General features: G+C 61.4%; 15 protein-coding genes. 8 read left to right on the top strand and 7 right to left on the bottom strand.

Features of this window, described 5'->3' with window-relative positions; all coding sequences use genetic code 11:
* Position 1 precedes the first annotated feature (1 nt).
* Both LOY34_RS06910 and LOY34_RS06905 read right to left on the bottom strand, forming a co-directional pair.
* Positions 2 to 631, bottom strand: a complete 630-nt coding sequence (locus tag LOY34_RS06910; RefSeq protein WP_195885910.1) for a lytic polysaccharide monooxygenase auxiliary activity family 9 protein — start codon at positions 629 to 631, stop codon at positions 2 to 4.
* 99 nt (positions 632 to 730) lie between these two features.
* Positions 731 to 988 (bottom strand): DUF2790 domain-containing protein, encoded by a 258-nt coding sequence (locus tag LOY34_RS06905; protein ID WP_195885909.1) that lies wholly within the window; start codon positions 986 to 988, stop codon positions 731 to 733.
* A 284-nt stretch (positions 989 to 1272) separates the two neighbouring features.
* Here LOY34_RS06905 and LOY34_RS06900 point away from each other — a divergent pair, with 284 nt between their 5' ends.
* Positions 1273 to 1725, top strand: a complete 453-nt coding sequence (locus tag LOY34_RS06900; RefSeq protein WP_258664436.1) for a GNAT family N-acetyltransferase — start codon at positions 1273 to 1275, stop codon at positions 1723 to 1725.
* On the opposite strand, the gene def is transcribed toward LOY34_RS06900, so the two are convergent.
* The 3 genes from def to LOY34_RS06885 all read right to left on the bottom strand — a co-directional run bounded on the left by def (position 1677) and on the right by LOY34_RS06885 (position 3538).
* Positions 1677 to 2216, bottom strand: coding sequence for a peptide deformylase (gene def, locus LOY34_RS06895; protein ID WP_093386093.1), 540 nt, complete (start codon positions 2214 to 2216; stop codon positions 1677 to 1679). The two genes, LOY34_RS06900 and def, sit on opposite strands and share 49 nt — an antisense overlap.
* Positions 2206 to 3192 (bottom strand): YihY/virulence factor BrkB family protein, encoded by a 987-nt coding sequence (locus LOY34_RS06890; RefSeq protein ID WP_195885908.1) that lies wholly within the window; start codon positions 3190 to 3192, stop codon positions 2206 to 2208. Before LOY34_RS06890 ends, def begins: the two co-directional genes overlap by 11 nt.
* Positions 3193 to 3358: 166 nt before the next feature.
* Entirely contained in the window at positions 3359 to 3538 is a 180-nt protein-coding gene (locus tag LOY34_RS06885) for a CsbD family protein (RefSeq protein WP_045193435.1), read from the bottom strand.
* A 206-nt stretch (positions 3539 to 3744) separates the two neighbouring features.
* Between LOY34_RS06885 and LOY34_RS06880 the strand changes: the two genes are divergently transcribed.
* Positions 3745 to 4125 carry a hypothetical protein gene (locus LOY34_RS06880; RefSeq protein ID WP_038996550.1) on the top strand — a complete coding sequence of 127 codons (381 nt, stop codon included), beginning with the start codon at positions 3745 to 3747 and terminating at the stop codon, positions 4123 to 4125.
* Here LOY34_RS06880 and LOY34_RS06875 read toward each other — a convergent pair whose 3' ends face one another.
* Positions 4126 to 4962 carry a S1 RNA-binding domain-containing protein gene (locus tag LOY34_RS06875; RefSeq protein ID WP_045193436.1) on the bottom strand — a complete coding sequence of 279 codons (837 nt, stop codon included), beginning with the start codon at positions 4960 to 4962 and terminating at the stop codon, positions 4126 to 4128.
* A 145-nt stretch (positions 4963 to 5107) separates the two neighbouring features.
* Between LOY34_RS06875 and LOY34_RS06870 the strand changes: the two genes are divergently transcribed.
* A complete protein-coding gene (locus LOY34_RS06870) occupies positions 5108 to 5977 on the top strand; it encodes a DUF6279 family lipoprotein (protein WP_195885907.1) in 870 nt (289 codons plus the stop codon).
* A 167-nt stretch (positions 5978 to 6144) separates the two neighbouring features.
* Here the strand turns inward: LOY34_RS06870 and aceK are convergent, their stop codons facing one another.
* A complete protein-coding gene (aceK, locus tag LOY34_RS06865) occupies positions 6145 to 7866 on the bottom strand; it encodes a bifunctional isocitrate dehydrogenase kinase/phosphatase (RefSeq protein WP_045193438.1) in 1722 nt (573 codons plus the stop codon).
* Between the two features lie 186 nt (positions 7867 to 8052).
* On the opposite strand from aceK, the gene LOY34_RS06860 reads away from it, so the two are divergent.
* From LOY34_RS06860 to LOY34_RS06840, 5 genes are all read left to right on the top strand, one after another.
* On the top strand, positions 8053 to 8937 hold the full coding sequence (locus LOY34_RS06860; RefSeq protein WP_195885906.1) for a DMT family transporter: 885 nt from the start codon (positions 8053 to 8055) through the stop codon (positions 8935 to 8937).
* Positions 8938 to 9271: 334 nt separating this feature from the next.
* The gene (locus LOY34_RS06855) at positions 9272 to 10108 is read left to right on the top strand and encodes an ABC transporter ATP-binding protein (protein ID WP_045193440.1); all 837 of its coding nucleotides are present in this window, start codon (positions 9272 to 9274) and stop codon (positions 10106 to 10108) included.
* Between the two features lie 39 nt (positions 10109 to 10147).
* Positions 10148 to 11146, top strand: a complete 999-nt coding sequence (locus LOY34_RS06850) for an ABC transporter substrate-binding protein (RefSeq protein WP_195885905.1) — start codon at positions 10148 to 10150, stop codon at positions 11144 to 11146.
* A gap of 29 nt (positions 11147 to 11175) precedes the next feature.
* Positions 11176 to 11952, top strand: a complete 777-nt coding sequence (locus tag LOY34_RS06845; RefSeq protein ID WP_045193442.1) for an ABC transporter permease — start codon at positions 11176 to 11178, stop codon at positions 11950 to 11952.
* The gene (locus LOY34_RS06840; RefSeq protein ID WP_195885963.1) at positions 11952 to 12716 is read left to right on the top strand and encodes an SDR family oxidoreductase; all 765 of its coding nucleotides are present in this window, start codon (positions 11952 to 11954) and stop codon (positions 12714 to 12716) included. The genes LOY34_RS06845 and LOY34_RS06840 overlap by 1 nt, the downstream gene beginning before the upstream one ends.
* The last annotated feature ends 8 nt before the right edge of the window (positions 12717 to 12724 follow it).

The following is a 12724-nucleotide window of genomic DNA, read 5'->3' as shown; positions in this document are numbered from 1 at the left end:
GTTACTGGAAGTTGACGTCGAAAGCCTGGTAAAAGGCGTTGCCGGTGTCAGCGACCAGCCACAGCAGCACGATTACGTGATGGCCTTTTTTGTTGGCCGGTAGCTTGACGTCATGCTCAACCTTTGCCTTGAGCTGCTCCTTATGCTCGTAGTAAGGCGTGTCCGGATAGAGATCTTCGGCAAAGGGTGCCGTTTCGAGCTGAGCGCGACTGATACGTTTGTTGGCATCCCATCCGTCTTTGGTAATAAACCAGCGATAACCACGGGTGGTGTGCGGAGCCGTGTACTCCCACTTCACATGAAAAGTCTGGCCCGGCGTGACATTCAACAACGGCCAGGTAAACGGTTTGCCCAGTTTCGCGGACATTTCCGCGTTGGTGTAATTGACGACGTCACGAGCGTCCTGTTTACCGCCACTTAGAATATATCCATCGGCGGGGGGCTCAACGCTTGGGTCATCCGTCTGAAAAGGTTCAGGCACCGGTCCTGCCACCAGGCTCGGGAAGTTCTTGCCGCCTTCCATTTCATTGACTTGCCAGTTGCCAAGCAATCCCAGTTCGACGGTCTTGGAACCGCGGCTTTCGGGCGAAATGACGCGGCCGTGCCGCAGATTTTTCTCAGGGCTGTTCATTGCAATCACTCCATGTGAGATAAGAAAACTTGTCCACCCTGGACCCGTTTGACCCTAGCTCAAGCCCTGCAATGCGCAACCCAGAGGCGCCGAACGGTATCAGCCGTTGCTACAGCCGTCGCCCATGGCGCGATATTCGATGATGTGGCGCTGACCCTGGTGGTCTTCGTAGGTCATGGTTGCCGGTACCACTTCACAGACATTGGGAATGGTCGACAGGCTGATGACCTTGGCGATATCCAGGTTGGTGCTGTAGTCGTACTGCTCGACAACCGGTTGCGCCGCGGCGGTATTGATTTCATCCGCCAGGGCGAACGAAGAAACAGCAACCAGGGCAACTGCAATTAAACCTTTCATGATAATAGGCCTGCAAAGCAATCAAACTAATCGATTGACTTCATTTGCCAATAAGGGCGCGGAGAAGTTGTTATATCAAGCGATGGGACATAACACGAAGACCCGACCCCACTACAACTTATTCTGTGGGATGTGGTTAGTTTACAAGGTACTTCAGGCCGTTAAATCACGAAGCCGGACAATCACTGTTACCACTTGTGCAACAATAACCCGAGGCACGCCCCTCGACATTGATTGACTTGCGGTGTAAAAGCCCGGGGTAGAGCCATTACCAGATCAAACCTGTGACCCGTTTACGCTACTGCCCATTGCTTGCGCCCGAGCGGCCCTTGCTGAATAAATTCTATCGAAACCACGGCTCGCCCATGCGCGCAGCGGCCCAGGGTCGACTTTGGGTGGCCCGAGCCGAGGAAATCGTCGCCGCCTTGTGCCTGAGTGAAGTGCCCGGCGGCCATTGGCTGACCGGCTTGTTCGTTGCCCCCGCCTGGCGCGGCCAACAGCTCGCCGGGCGCTTGATCGACGCGGCGCTGGCTGAGTTGCAAGGCAATATCTGGCTGTTCTGTCACCCGGACCTGACAAGCTTTTACGCCCACCAGGCCTTCAACACCACCGACGCCCTGCCTGCGCCACTGGCCGAGCGCCTGCAGCGCTACCAGCAAAGCAAGCCGCTGCTGGCGATGGTGCGGGTTCAGTCGTCGCTGGCCGGGTCCAGCCCGGGGAACAGCACCTCGGTATAGCCGAAGCGGCTGAAGTCGTGAATGCGCGAGGGGTACAGGCGGCCGATCAGGTGATCGCATTCATGCTGCACCACCCGCGCATGAAAGCCTTCGGCGTTGCGCACGATGGGCTGGCCCTGGGGGTCGACGCCTTCGTAGCGAATGCGCTGGTAGCGTGGCACCACGCCACGCAGGCCCGGCACCGACAGGCAGCCTTCCCAGCCATCCTCGACCTCGGTGCCCAAGGGCGTGATCAGCGGGTTGAGCAAAATGGTTCGCGGCACCGCCTCGGCATCCGGGTAGCGCTCGCTGCGCTCGAAGCCGAAGATCACCAGTTGCAGGTCGATGCCGATCTGCGGCGCGGCCAGGCCAACGCCGCCGACATGCTCCATGGTTTCGAACATGTCGGCGATCAGCCGCTCAAGCTCGGCGCTGCCGATCATGTGCGCCGGCACCGGCGGGGCGATGCGCAACAAGCGCTCATCGCCCATTTTCAGGATGTCATGAATCATGCTGGCTTCGACTCAGGGGTTCGCTGGCAGGCGTGGTTTCATGATCGAGGGAGTGATCACGGCCCAGCCCGGATACATGCTTTTTATCATGCTCGGGGGCCACGCCATCAAAGTCTTTTTCGCCAGGGACCTTGCCTTCCTCGGACATATGCTCGATCACCGCGTTCATCTCCGCGCCCAGCAGCAGTACGGCAGCAGAAATATAGAAGTACAACAGCAGGACAATGATCGCACCGATACTGCCGTACATGGCGTTGTAGTCGGCGAAGGTCTTGACGTAATAACCAAAGCCCAACGAGGCGATGATCCACACCACCACCGCCAGCACCGAACCCGGGGTAATGAAGCGAAACTTCTGCTTCACATCGGGCATCACGTAATAGATCAGCGCCACCGCGACCATCATCAGAATGATGATCGCCGGCCAGCGCAGCACCGTCCACAAGGTGACGATGAACTCCTGCATGCCGATCTGCGCGGCAATCCATTCCATCACCTGCGGCCCCAGCACCATCAGCGCGGCGGCCGCCAGAAGCATGCCGGCGATACCGACGGTGTAGATCACCGACAGCGGAATGCGCTTCCACACCGGGCGCCCTTCGACCACATCATATGCGGCGTTCATGGCGCTCATCATCAGCCGCACGCCGGCTGAAGCGGTCCACAGGGCAATGACGATACCCACCGAGAGCAAGCCGCCCTTGGACTGCTGCAACTGGTCGATCACCGGGTTGACCTGCTCCAGCGCCTGGGGCGGCAACACCAGTTCCGACTGCAGGCGCAGCCAGGAGAAGAAGTCGGGCAAATGCAGGAAACCGATCAGGGCGATCAAAAACAGCAGGAAGGGGAACAGCGAGAACAGCATCTGGTAGGCCAGCGCCGAGGCATAGGTGGACATCTCGTCATCGAGAAACTCCTTGACCGTGCGCACCAGCACACGGTGCAACGGCAAGCCGCGCAGGTCGGGAAAAATCATAGCGTCTCCTTTCGCCGCTCGAGGTTCATGGGCGGGCTCCTCACACACTCATCTGACAGGTACGTCCTGAAGTCTAATCGACGATCGCCTCAAAGTTGCGATTGATTGCTGCAGATAGCACAACGGCCACCCGAGGATGGCCGTCGTCCCGCCCTGCTCACAGGGTTCAAGGCTTCTTCACGGCATCCTTGACCTTGCCGACCACTTGCTGGGCTTCGCCTTTGCGCTCCTGCAGTTCGCCTTCGGCGCGCAGACGATCATTGTCGGTCACTTTGCCGACACCTTGCTTGATGTTGCCAACAGCCTCATTGGCCATGCCTTTGACTTTATCTTTAGTGCCACTCATGGGAGTTCTCCTGAAGGGGAAATAACACGCTGTCAGAGTCGACAGTCTGTGGACCCGTGGCCGCTTGCGAGAGTTTCAATTATTTTCGGCGGCCGCCTGTCGAGCGCGCAGGGGCAATAGAGAGGCCGGCGAGCAACGTCGCTTTATGTTTCATCGCGTTGCCAGCACAATAAGCGACCTTTCAAGCGTCACCCGTAGGAACCTGCATGAAACTCGACAAACCCACCGCCATCGCCCGCCGCAACCAGGAACTGGAACGCCCCGTGCTCAACAGCGACAACACCCTGTTTGCCGTGCTCGACACCAAGCGCAGCCTGTGGTGGTTCGATGTGCCGGTGAAACTGCTGCGCAAGGGCCAGCCCGACTGGGTCAACCTGCTGCTGCACACCCCCGAAACCGACGAGCTGCAGCATTTGAAGGTGCCGGTGAACTACCTGCAGGCCCATCAGGAAAAAATGGAAGTGCGCCACCCGGGCAAGCGTCGCTCGACCATCAGCCTGGCGCTGAGCGCCGATCGCGACTCGCTGCTCAAAGACCTGCGCCCAGGCGGTGAGAACCTGAGTTTCGCAGGCTTCAAACAGGTCTGATCAGGCCAGTTCGATGCGGTCGGCGTGGATGACGATGCGGCCATCCTTGTACAAGGCACCGATGGCCTTCTTGAAGTTGCCCTTGCTGACCCCGAACAGATCGCTGATCAACTGCGGGTCGCTCTTGTCGCTGACCGGCAGCACGCCGTTGGCGTCCTTGAGCTTGGCGAGGATCTTGTCGTGCAGGCTGTTGGCCAGGTCCTGGCCGATGGGCTGCAGGCTCAGGGCAATCTTGCCATCGCTGCGCAGCTCTTTGATGTAGCCCTTCTCCTGCTTGCCCGAACGCAGGAACTTGAACACCTCGTTCTTGTGAATCAGGCCCCAGTGCTTGTTGTTGATGATCGCCTTGAAGCCCATCGGGGTTTCTTCGACCACCAGCAAATCAACCTCCTGGCCGACCTTATAGTTGGCCGGCACCTTGTCCAGGTAGCGGTCCAGGCGCGCGGTGGCAGTGATGCGGCGGGTGCGCTTGTCGAGGTAGGCATGCACCACGCAGTACTCACCGGCCTTCATCTGGCGCTTTTCTTCGGAGTACGGCATCAGCAGGTCTTTGGGCAGGCCCCAATCGAGGAAGATGCCGATGCTGTTGATTTCCTTGACCTTGAGGCTGGCGAAGTCGCCGACCTGCAACTTGGTCTTTTCCGTGGTGGCGATCAGCTTGTCTTCGCTGTCGAGGTAGATGAAGACGTTCAGCCAGTCCTCGACCTCGGTGGGCGTGTCCTTGGGGATGTAACGGTTGGGCAGCAGGATTTCGCCGTCCGCCCCGCCGTCCAGGTACAGACCGAAGTCTGTGTGCTTGACCACTTGCAAAGTGTTGTAACGCCCAACTAAAGCCATTTCCGGAAATCCTCGTTGCGAGCGGGGCATTCTACACCTCACGCGGCGATTGCGCCCGGTCGCCGATGACGGCCTGTCAGCAAAATGAACCGCACAGGCTTGCCCTGTTCTATAAAGACAAGCAAGCCTTCGCAAGGATTCGCTCATGTACGCCTGCCTGTCCAAGTACCTGCGCACCGTTCTGTTGCTGGTGATATCGGCCTTGCTGGTGGTCGCCTGCAACCGTATCGACCTGGCCTACCGCAACCTCGACATGCTGGTGCCCTGGTCGCTCAACGACTACCTGAGCATGAATCGCCAGCAAAAAACCTGGCTCAATGAACGGCTCAAACAGCAACTGGCCTGGCATTGCCGCACGCAACTGCCCGGCTACCTGACCTGGATCGACGAAATCCAGGCGATGGTCGCCCGCAATGCGATAACCGACCAGCAGTTGCAGGTACGCACGGAAGAAGCCCGGCAGGCGATTGCCAAGGTCGCCGACCAGATCACTCCGTCGGCCGCCGAACTGTTGCGCAGCATGGATGACGAGCAAGTGCGGGAAATGCGCGAAGCCTTTGCTGAAGACATTCGCGAACGCCAGGCCAAATACGTCAATACCCCACTGGCGCGGCAGATCGAACGCCGCGCCGAGCGAATGGAAAAACGCCTGAGCACCTGGCTGGGCGAGCTCAGCCCGCAGCAAAAACTTCGAGTCATGACCTGGTCCCAGGGACTGGGCGAGCAGAACCGCCAGTGGATCGCCAACCGCGCCCATTGGCAGGCACAGTTCAGCGCGGCGATGGACCAGCGCCACAGCGACAGCTTCGAGCCACGCCTGGAGATCCTCTTGAAAAAGCGCGAAAGCCTGTGGACCCCGGAGTACCGGATCGCCTTCCAGCGCACCGAGCAGGAGGCGCGGCGCTTGCTGGTGGATGTGATGGCGCAGAGCAGCGAACAACAGCGCCAGCACCTGGAGCAGAAGCTTGCGCAGGTGCGCCAGAGTTTCAGTGAGTTGAAGTGCTTGAAGGGGTAGCGGCCGCATTCAACGGTAGGAGCGGGCTTGACCCGCGATGAGGCCAGTACAGCCAGCAAACCAGGAGTTGCCTGGCATACGACCGCTACGCGCTCGATCGCGGGGTGGGCCCGCTCCCACAGATTCACCCTCATTCCTGTGGGAGCGGGCTTGACCCGCGATGTTGTTCAGCCCTCCCGGCACTTGCGCCGGTACGGGAACACATCGATCACTTTGCCGCCGCGGATCGCCGCCTGCAGGCTCTTCCAGTAGTCGGCGTCGTACAACTCGCCGTGCAGCTGGTTGAACAACCGACGCTGGCCGCTATCGGCGAACAGAAACGGTGGAAACTCCTCGGGGAACACGTCCAGCGGGCCGATCGAATACCAGGGCTCTGAGGCCATTTCATCCTCTGGCGTGCGCGGCGGCGGGATATAGCGGAAGTTGACCTCGGTCAGAAAGCAGATTTCGTCGTAGTCGTAGAACACCACCCTCCCGTGCCGAGTAACGCCAAAGTTCTTCAGCAGCATGTCACCGGGGAAGATGTTCGCCGCCGCCAGTTGCTTGATGGCCAGGCCGTAGTCTTCCAGGGCCTCGCGTACCTGGGCGTCGTTGGCGTTTTCCAGGTAGAGGTTGAGCGGGGTCATGCGCCGCTCGGTCCAGCAGTGGCGGATCAGCACGGTGTCGCCGTGCACTTCAACGGTAGACGGCGCCACTTCCAGCAGTTCGGCCAGGCACTCGGGCTCGAACTTGCTCAAGGGGAAACGAAAATCGGAGAACTCCTGGGTATCGGCCATGCGCCCGACGCGGTCGACGCTTTTTACCAGCCGGTACTTTTCGATCACCGTGGCGCGGTCGACGTTCTTCGACGGCGAGAAGCGGTCCTTGATGATCTTGAATACGGTGTTGAAGCCCGGCAGGGTAAACACGCTCATGACCATGCCACGCACGCCCGGGGCCATGATGAAGCGGTCATCGGTGCCGGCCAGGTGGTTGATCAGCGCCCGGTAGAACTCCGACTTGCCGTGCTTGTAAAAGCCGATCGAGGTGTACAGCTCGGCGATGTGCTTGCCCGGCAGGATGCGCTTGAGAAAGCCGACGAACTCGGCCGGCACCGGTACATCGACCATGAAGTAGGAGCGGGTGAAGGAGAAGATGATCGACACCTCGGCTTCGTCGGTGATCAGCGCGTCGACCTCAATGCCGTGGCCCTCACGGTGCAGCAGCGGGATCACCAGCGGCCATTGCTCGTCCTGGGTGTACAGGCGCCCGACCAGGTAGGCGCCCTTGTTGCGGTACAACACCGAGGAAAACAGCTCGACGGCCAGGGCCGGGTCTTTGCAGACCCAGTCCGGCAGGTTCTCGCGCAGTTGCCCTTCCAGGCGTGCCAAGTCGCCGGCAAGGTCCGCGTAGGGCACATCGAAACGGTAGTCGGCAAACACCTGCGCCAGCAATGCGCTCAAGCCGCTTTGTGGCCGATAGGTGCGGGTTTGCGCTGCCCGCTCGTGGCTGCGCAGCGAGGGCCGGGTGGTGTGGATGAACATGCAGCCATCGCTGATCAGGTCATGGCTGAACAGGCTGCAGAAGATCGAGTTGTACCAGGTCTCGGACAGTTCATCGTCCAGGCGCGGGTCGATCAGGCCTATATAAGCACTTTTGACCAGCGGCCACAGCGCGACGTCGAGCAGCACCTCGCCCTCGAAGCCCTGGCGCAGCCAGCCGCTGACCTCGCTGACTTTTTCCTCATACAGATTGATGCGCGCCGCCGAGGCGCTCTGGGTCTGTTGCCACTGGGCCTGCTCGAATCGCTCGCGGGCGCCGTCGGTGATCTGGCGAAAATGCTCGCGGTAATCGTCGAAGCCATCGAGGATCATCCGGGCGATATCGGCGGCCGGCCATTGCTGGGGCATACGTCAGACCTCTGCGGGAATGTCAAAGCCTGAGCTTAGCCAGTCGCCACGGGCAGGGAAAGCCTGTTGGCGCGGCTGTATCGGCCAAACTCGCCGGGTGCTGAATTCAAGCGCAAGAAAGGGAGAGAGCGCAGGCTGCGATGTAACGTAAACTCGCGCCCTGCCCCAAAGGACCCGGAGAGCCCCATGAGCCCCATCGCCATATCCCGCCTGTTGATTCTTGCTGCTGTCTGGGGAGCGAGCTTTCTGTTCATGCGCATCATCGCGCCGGTGCTCGGCACCCTGCCGACGGCGTTTTTCCGCGTCTCCATCGCCTGCCTCGGCCTGCTGGTGATTCTCGCCCTGCTGCGGGTGCGCTGGGACTTCAATGGCAAGCTCAAGGCCTGCCTGGTGCTGGGCATGATCAACTCGGGGATACCCGCCACCCTTTATTCAGTGGCCGCCCAGGTGCTGCCGGCCGGCTACTCGGCGATCTTCAATGCCACCACGCCGCTGATGGGCGTGCTGATTGGCGCGTTGTTGTTCCGTGAACCGCTGACCCTGGCCAAGCTCAGCGGCATCTTCCTCGGCCTGCTCGGGGTTGGCATTCTCAGTGGCGCGGGGCCGGTGGCGTTCGACGCCAAGCTGTTGCAAGGCGCCCTCTCGTGCCTGGCGGCGACCGCGTGCTACGGCCTGGCCGGCTTTCTCGCCCGGCGCTGGCTCGACCAGCAAGGCGGCCTCGACAGCCGCCTGTCGGCGCTAGGCAGCATGATGGGCGCGACCTTGCTGCTGTTGCCGTTGTTCGGCTACAGCGTGCTGACCCAGCCGCCGGCAAGCTGGGGTGGCTGGCAGGTGTGGGCGTCGTTGCTGGGCCTGGGGCTGGTGTGCACCGCCTTTGCCTACATCCTGTATTTCCGCCTGATCAGCGAGATCGGCCCGGTCAAATCCAGCACCGTGACCTTCATGATCCCGGCCTTCGGTGTGCTCTGGGGCGCCTGGCTGCTGGACGAGCCGCTGTCGATGGCGCACCTGTACGGCGGGTTGTTGATTGCCGTGGCGTTGTGGCTGGTGCTCAAGCCAGCTCGCGCCTGACAGGTTAATGCTTGTTCCTGTGGGAGCTGCCAAGCCAGCTTCCACAGTTTCTGGTTTCACCCCTGAAACCAGCCCTTCACTCGCGTTACCGAAAAAAGCCTCTTTTCATTGCACCCGCAATTGCCACGCGCAGTTGTTGTGCAATTTCGTGCCATATAGAAAACCTTGTTTCATATATAAAACAAACAAGTTTTCCTGTTAATTCAATAAGCCACTAATAAATAAGCACTTTTCAAATAAAACAGGGCCAATACACATTTGGCATTGTTCATGCACTAAACCGCGTATCACCTATAAAACAGACCAGAGAGCTTCCCCAATGGCTGTGAAAGAGATGTACGCAATCCCCTCTCAATGGAATACGCCGCACTCCAAGGAAGACCTGGAGCCGACCGAAATCGAATTTCGCAATGTCGGTAAATGCTTCCCGGCCAAGGGCAAGGCCGAGGCGCCCTTTGCCATTCGCGAGGTGAACTTCAAGATCCGCCGCGGCGAGGTGGTGTCGATCATCGGCCCGTCCGGTTGCGGCAAAAGCACCATCCTCAACATGGGCTCGGGCCTCTACCGCCCTAGCGAAGGCGAAGTTTTCGTCGGTGGCGAAGCGGTAGTCGGGCCGGTGCGCAAGGTCGCCTTCATGCTGCAGAAGGATCTTTTGATGCCCTGGCGCAGCATCCGCCGCAACGTCGAGCTGGGCCTGGAAATCCAGGGCATGCCCGCCGCCAAGCGCCAGCCGATTGCCGAAGATCTGCTCAATCGCTGTCACCTGCAAGGCTTTGCCGACCACTACCCGTTCCAGCTGTCGGGCGGCATGCGCCAGCGCGCCGCCCTGGCCCGGACCCTGGCCATCGACCCGCAGGTGCTGTTCCTCGACGAGCCGTTCTCGGCCCTCGATGCGCAGACCAAGATGATCCTGCAACAGGACCTGGCGCGGATGTTGTTCGAAGAGAAGAAAACCGCGCTGTTCATCACTCACGACCTGGTCGAGGCGATTGCCATGTCCGACCGCCTGCTGGTGATGAGCGCCCGCCCCGGCACCATCATCGAAGAAATCACTGTCGACCTGCCGTTTCGCGACAACCCGCTGGAGCGCCGCAAGCTGCCGGAAATCGGCCCGCTGGCCGGGCGCCTGATGGAACTGCTGAAAGTCGGCGAAGACACCGAACTGCATTGATCAACGGCCACCGGCCCATCAACCGATTCAGGAGTACGCATGTTCAAGTCCCTGCAACGCCTGGCACAGACTTCAGTCATCGCCCTGGGCCTTGGCCTGGCGCTCAGCGCCCAGGCAGAGCCGACCAAGGTCACCTACCTGCTGCCCGCGCCGCCCAACTCGCCGGCTTTTGCGCCGTGGATCATCGCCAAGGAAAAGGGCTACTACCGTGCCAGGGACCTGGACATGACCTTCATCGCCGCCAAGGGCGGAGTCGATGTCGCCAAGCAGATCGGTGCCGGCAACGCCATGCTCGGCGGCGCCATCGGTGACACCCCGATCGTGGTCCGCGCCAACGGTATTCCGGTGCGTGCGGTGGCGGTGCTCGGTGCCGGCGGGGTGACCATGATCGCCACCAACGCCGGCGAGAACATCCAGACGATCAAGGACCTCAAGGGCAAGACCCTGACCGTGATGTCCTACTCCGACACCACCTACTACGCCCTGCTCGCCTCGCTGCGCAAGGCCGGCCTGAACAAGACCGACGTCGATATCCAGGCCGCCGGCCCCTCGGGGGTGTGGCAGCTGTTTTCGGCCAACAAGGCCCAGGCCATGGCCGGGGTGCCGGACTGGGTGGTGAATGCCGAAGAGGCCGGGCTGAAGATCAGCCTGATCCCGCAGAGCGAAATCTTCGAGAGCATGGCCCAGGCGATCCTCGCCTCGGACGACGCCATCAAACACCAGCCGCAGGTGGTCGGCGGCGTGGTCCAGGCCACCCTGCAGGGCATGCGCGACATCATCCAGGACCCGAAAGCCGCCGCCGCCACCTTCGCCAAGGCCGTGCCGGCCTACGCCGGCAAGGAAGCGGCGCTGGAGAAAACCTTGCGCCTGTATGTCGAGCACGTCTACGCCAACCAGACCGTGCTCGGGCGCATCGACCCAGCGCGCCTGGACGCAGTGCGCAAGTTCTACGTCAGCGAAGGCATCGTCGCCAAGGAACCCAAGCTCGACGAGCTCTACAGCAACCAGTTCATCGAAACCACCACGGCCGCGCAATAAGCCTGGATGCATAACAAGGTATTAGCCCGATGAGAAACCTCAACACCTCCGTGCTCGGCAGCGTCGCCCTGCTGATCCTGTTCCTGCTGCTCTGGCAGTGGGGCCCCGGCCTGCTCGGCATGCCCGAGTTCGTCATGCCGCAACTGAGCCGCGTGGCCCAGGAAAGCCTGGTGATGTGGCAGTCCAGCGGCCTGCTGCAGCACACCCTGATCACCGCCTTCGAGATCATCGTCGGCTTTGGCCTCGGCGCCCTGCTGGGGGTGGCCATCGGCGTGTCGCTGGGGCTGTCGCCGTCGGCCGAGGCCATGCTCTCGCCGTACATCCTGGCCCTGCAGATCGCCCCGAAAGTCGCCTTCGCGCCGCTGTTCGTGATGTGGCTGGGCTACACCATCTACCCGAAGATCCTCATCGCCATCCTCATCGTGTTCTTCCCGGTGATGATCAACGTGCTCTCGGCAATCCGTACCGTTGACCCGGACATGATCAACCTGGTGCGCACCATGAACGCCAGCCGCTGGCAGATCTTCCGCCTGGTGGAGTTCCCCTCGGCCATGGCCGCGCTGTTCTCGGGCCTGCGCATCGCCTCGACCCTGGCGGTGATCGGCGTCACCGTCGGCGAACTGGTCGGCGGCAACCAGGGCCTGGGCTTCCTGTTGGTCGACGCTGAAGGCCAGGGCAACACCGCCGGGGTCTTCGTCGCCATCGTCATGCTCACCCTGATCGGCGTGCTGGCCTACGGCGCGGTGGTCTGGGCCGAGAAACGCGTCCTGCACTACCTGCCCAAAGCCATGCTGAGTACCCAATGATGAACCCATTCAACTCGATGCTTGAAGGCCGCCGCGTGCTGGTCACCGGTGGCGCCCGTGGCCTGGGCTATGCCTTCGCCCAGGCCATCGGCCAGGCCGGTGCCCGCGTGGTGATCGCCGATATTCTCCAGGAGCGCGTGCTGCAGGCCGCCTGCGAGCTGCGCGAGCAAGGCTTGCAGGTGACCGGCGTGACCCTCGACCTGGGCAACCCGGAGTCGATCACTGCCTGCGTCGCCGAGGCGGTTGCCGTGCTCGGCGGCCTCGACGGCCTGGTCAACAACGCCTCGATCACCAACTCCGGCGGCAAGACCTGCGAGCAACTGGACATCGACACCTGGGACCAGGTCATGCAGGTAAACGTCCGCGGCACCTGGCTGATGACCCGCGCCTGCCTGCCGGCCCTGCGCGCCAGCGCCAAGGGCGCGGTAATCAACCTGGCCTCCGACACCCCGCTGTGGGGTGCACCGAACCTGCTGGCGTATGTCGCCAGCAAGGGCGCGATCATCGCCATGACCCGCAGCCTGGCCCGTGAACTTGGCACTGACAACATCACCGTCAATGCCATCGCCCCCGGCCTGGTGCTGGTCGAGGCCACCGCCTATGTGCCCGAGGCGCGCCACCGCCTGTACACCGAACAACGGGCGATTCAGCGCCCGCAACTGCCAGAAGACGTCAGCGGCGCCGTGCTGTTCGCCCTGTCCGACCTGTCGCGTTTCATCACTGGACAAACCCTGCCGGTCAACGGCGGGTTCGTCATGCCTTGAGCAAGGAG

The organism is Pseudomonas sp. B21-009, from assembly GCF_024749345.1.
GTDB lineage: Bacteria > Pseudomonadota > Gammaproteobacteria > Pseudomonadales > Pseudomonadaceae > Aquipseudomonas.
This window is presented reverse-complemented; position numbering and strand designations above follow the sequence as displayed.

Coding starts and splice junctions, on each gene's coding strand:
- LOY34_RS06910 (WP_195885910.1), bottom strand. CDS start 631: ATGAACAGCCCTGAGAAAAATCTGCGGCACGGCCGCGTCATTTCGCCC.
- LOY34_RS06905 (WP_195885909.1), bottom strand. CDS start 988: ATGAAAGGTTTAATTGCAGTTGCCCTGGTTGCTGTTTCTTCGTTCGCC.
- def (WP_093386093.1), bottom strand. CDS start 2,216: ATGATTCATGACATCCTGAAAATGGGCGATGAGCGCTTGTTGCGCATC.
- LOY34_RS06890 (WP_195885908.1), bottom strand. CDS start 3,192: ATGATTTTTCCCGACCTGCGCGGCTTGCCGTTGCACCGTGTGCTGGTG.
- LOY34_RS06885 (WP_045193435.1), bottom strand. CDS start 3,538: ATGAGTGGCACTAAAGATAAAGTCAAAGGCATGGCCAATGAGGCTGTT.
- LOY34_RS06880 (WP_038996550.1), top strand. CDS start 3,745: ATGAAACTCGACAAACCCACCGCCATCGCCCGCCGCAACCAGGAACTG.
- LOY34_RS06875 (WP_045193436.1), bottom strand. CDS start 4,962: ATGGCTTTAGTTGGGCGTTACAACACTTTGCAAGTGGTCAAGCACACA.
- LOY34_RS06870 (WP_195885907.1), top strand. CDS start 5,108: ATGTACGCCTGCCTGTCCAAGTACCTGCGCACCGTTCTGTTGCTGGTG.
- aceK (WP_045193438.1), bottom strand. CDS start 7,866: ATGCCCCAGCAATGGCCGGCCGCCGATATCGCCCGGATGATCCTCGAT.
- LOY34_RS06860 (WP_195885906.1), top strand. CDS start 8,053: ATGAGCCCCATCGCCATATCCCGCCTGTTGATTCTTGCTGCTGTCTGG.
- LOY34_RS06855 (WP_045193440.1), top strand. CDS start 9,272: ATGTACGCAATCCCCTCTCAATGGAATACGCCGCACTCCAAGGAAGAC.
- LOY34_RS06850 (WP_195885905.1), top strand. CDS start 10,148: ATGTTCAAGTCCCTGCAACGCCTGGCACAGACTTCAGTCATCGCCCTG.
- LOY34_RS06845 (WP_045193442.1), top strand. CDS start 11,176: ATGAGAAACCTCAACACCTCCGTGCTCGGCAGCGTCGCCCTGCTGATC.
- LOY34_RS06840 (WP_195885963.1), top strand. CDS start 11,952: ATGAACCCATTCAACTCGATGCTTGAAGGCCGCCGCGTGCTGGTCACC.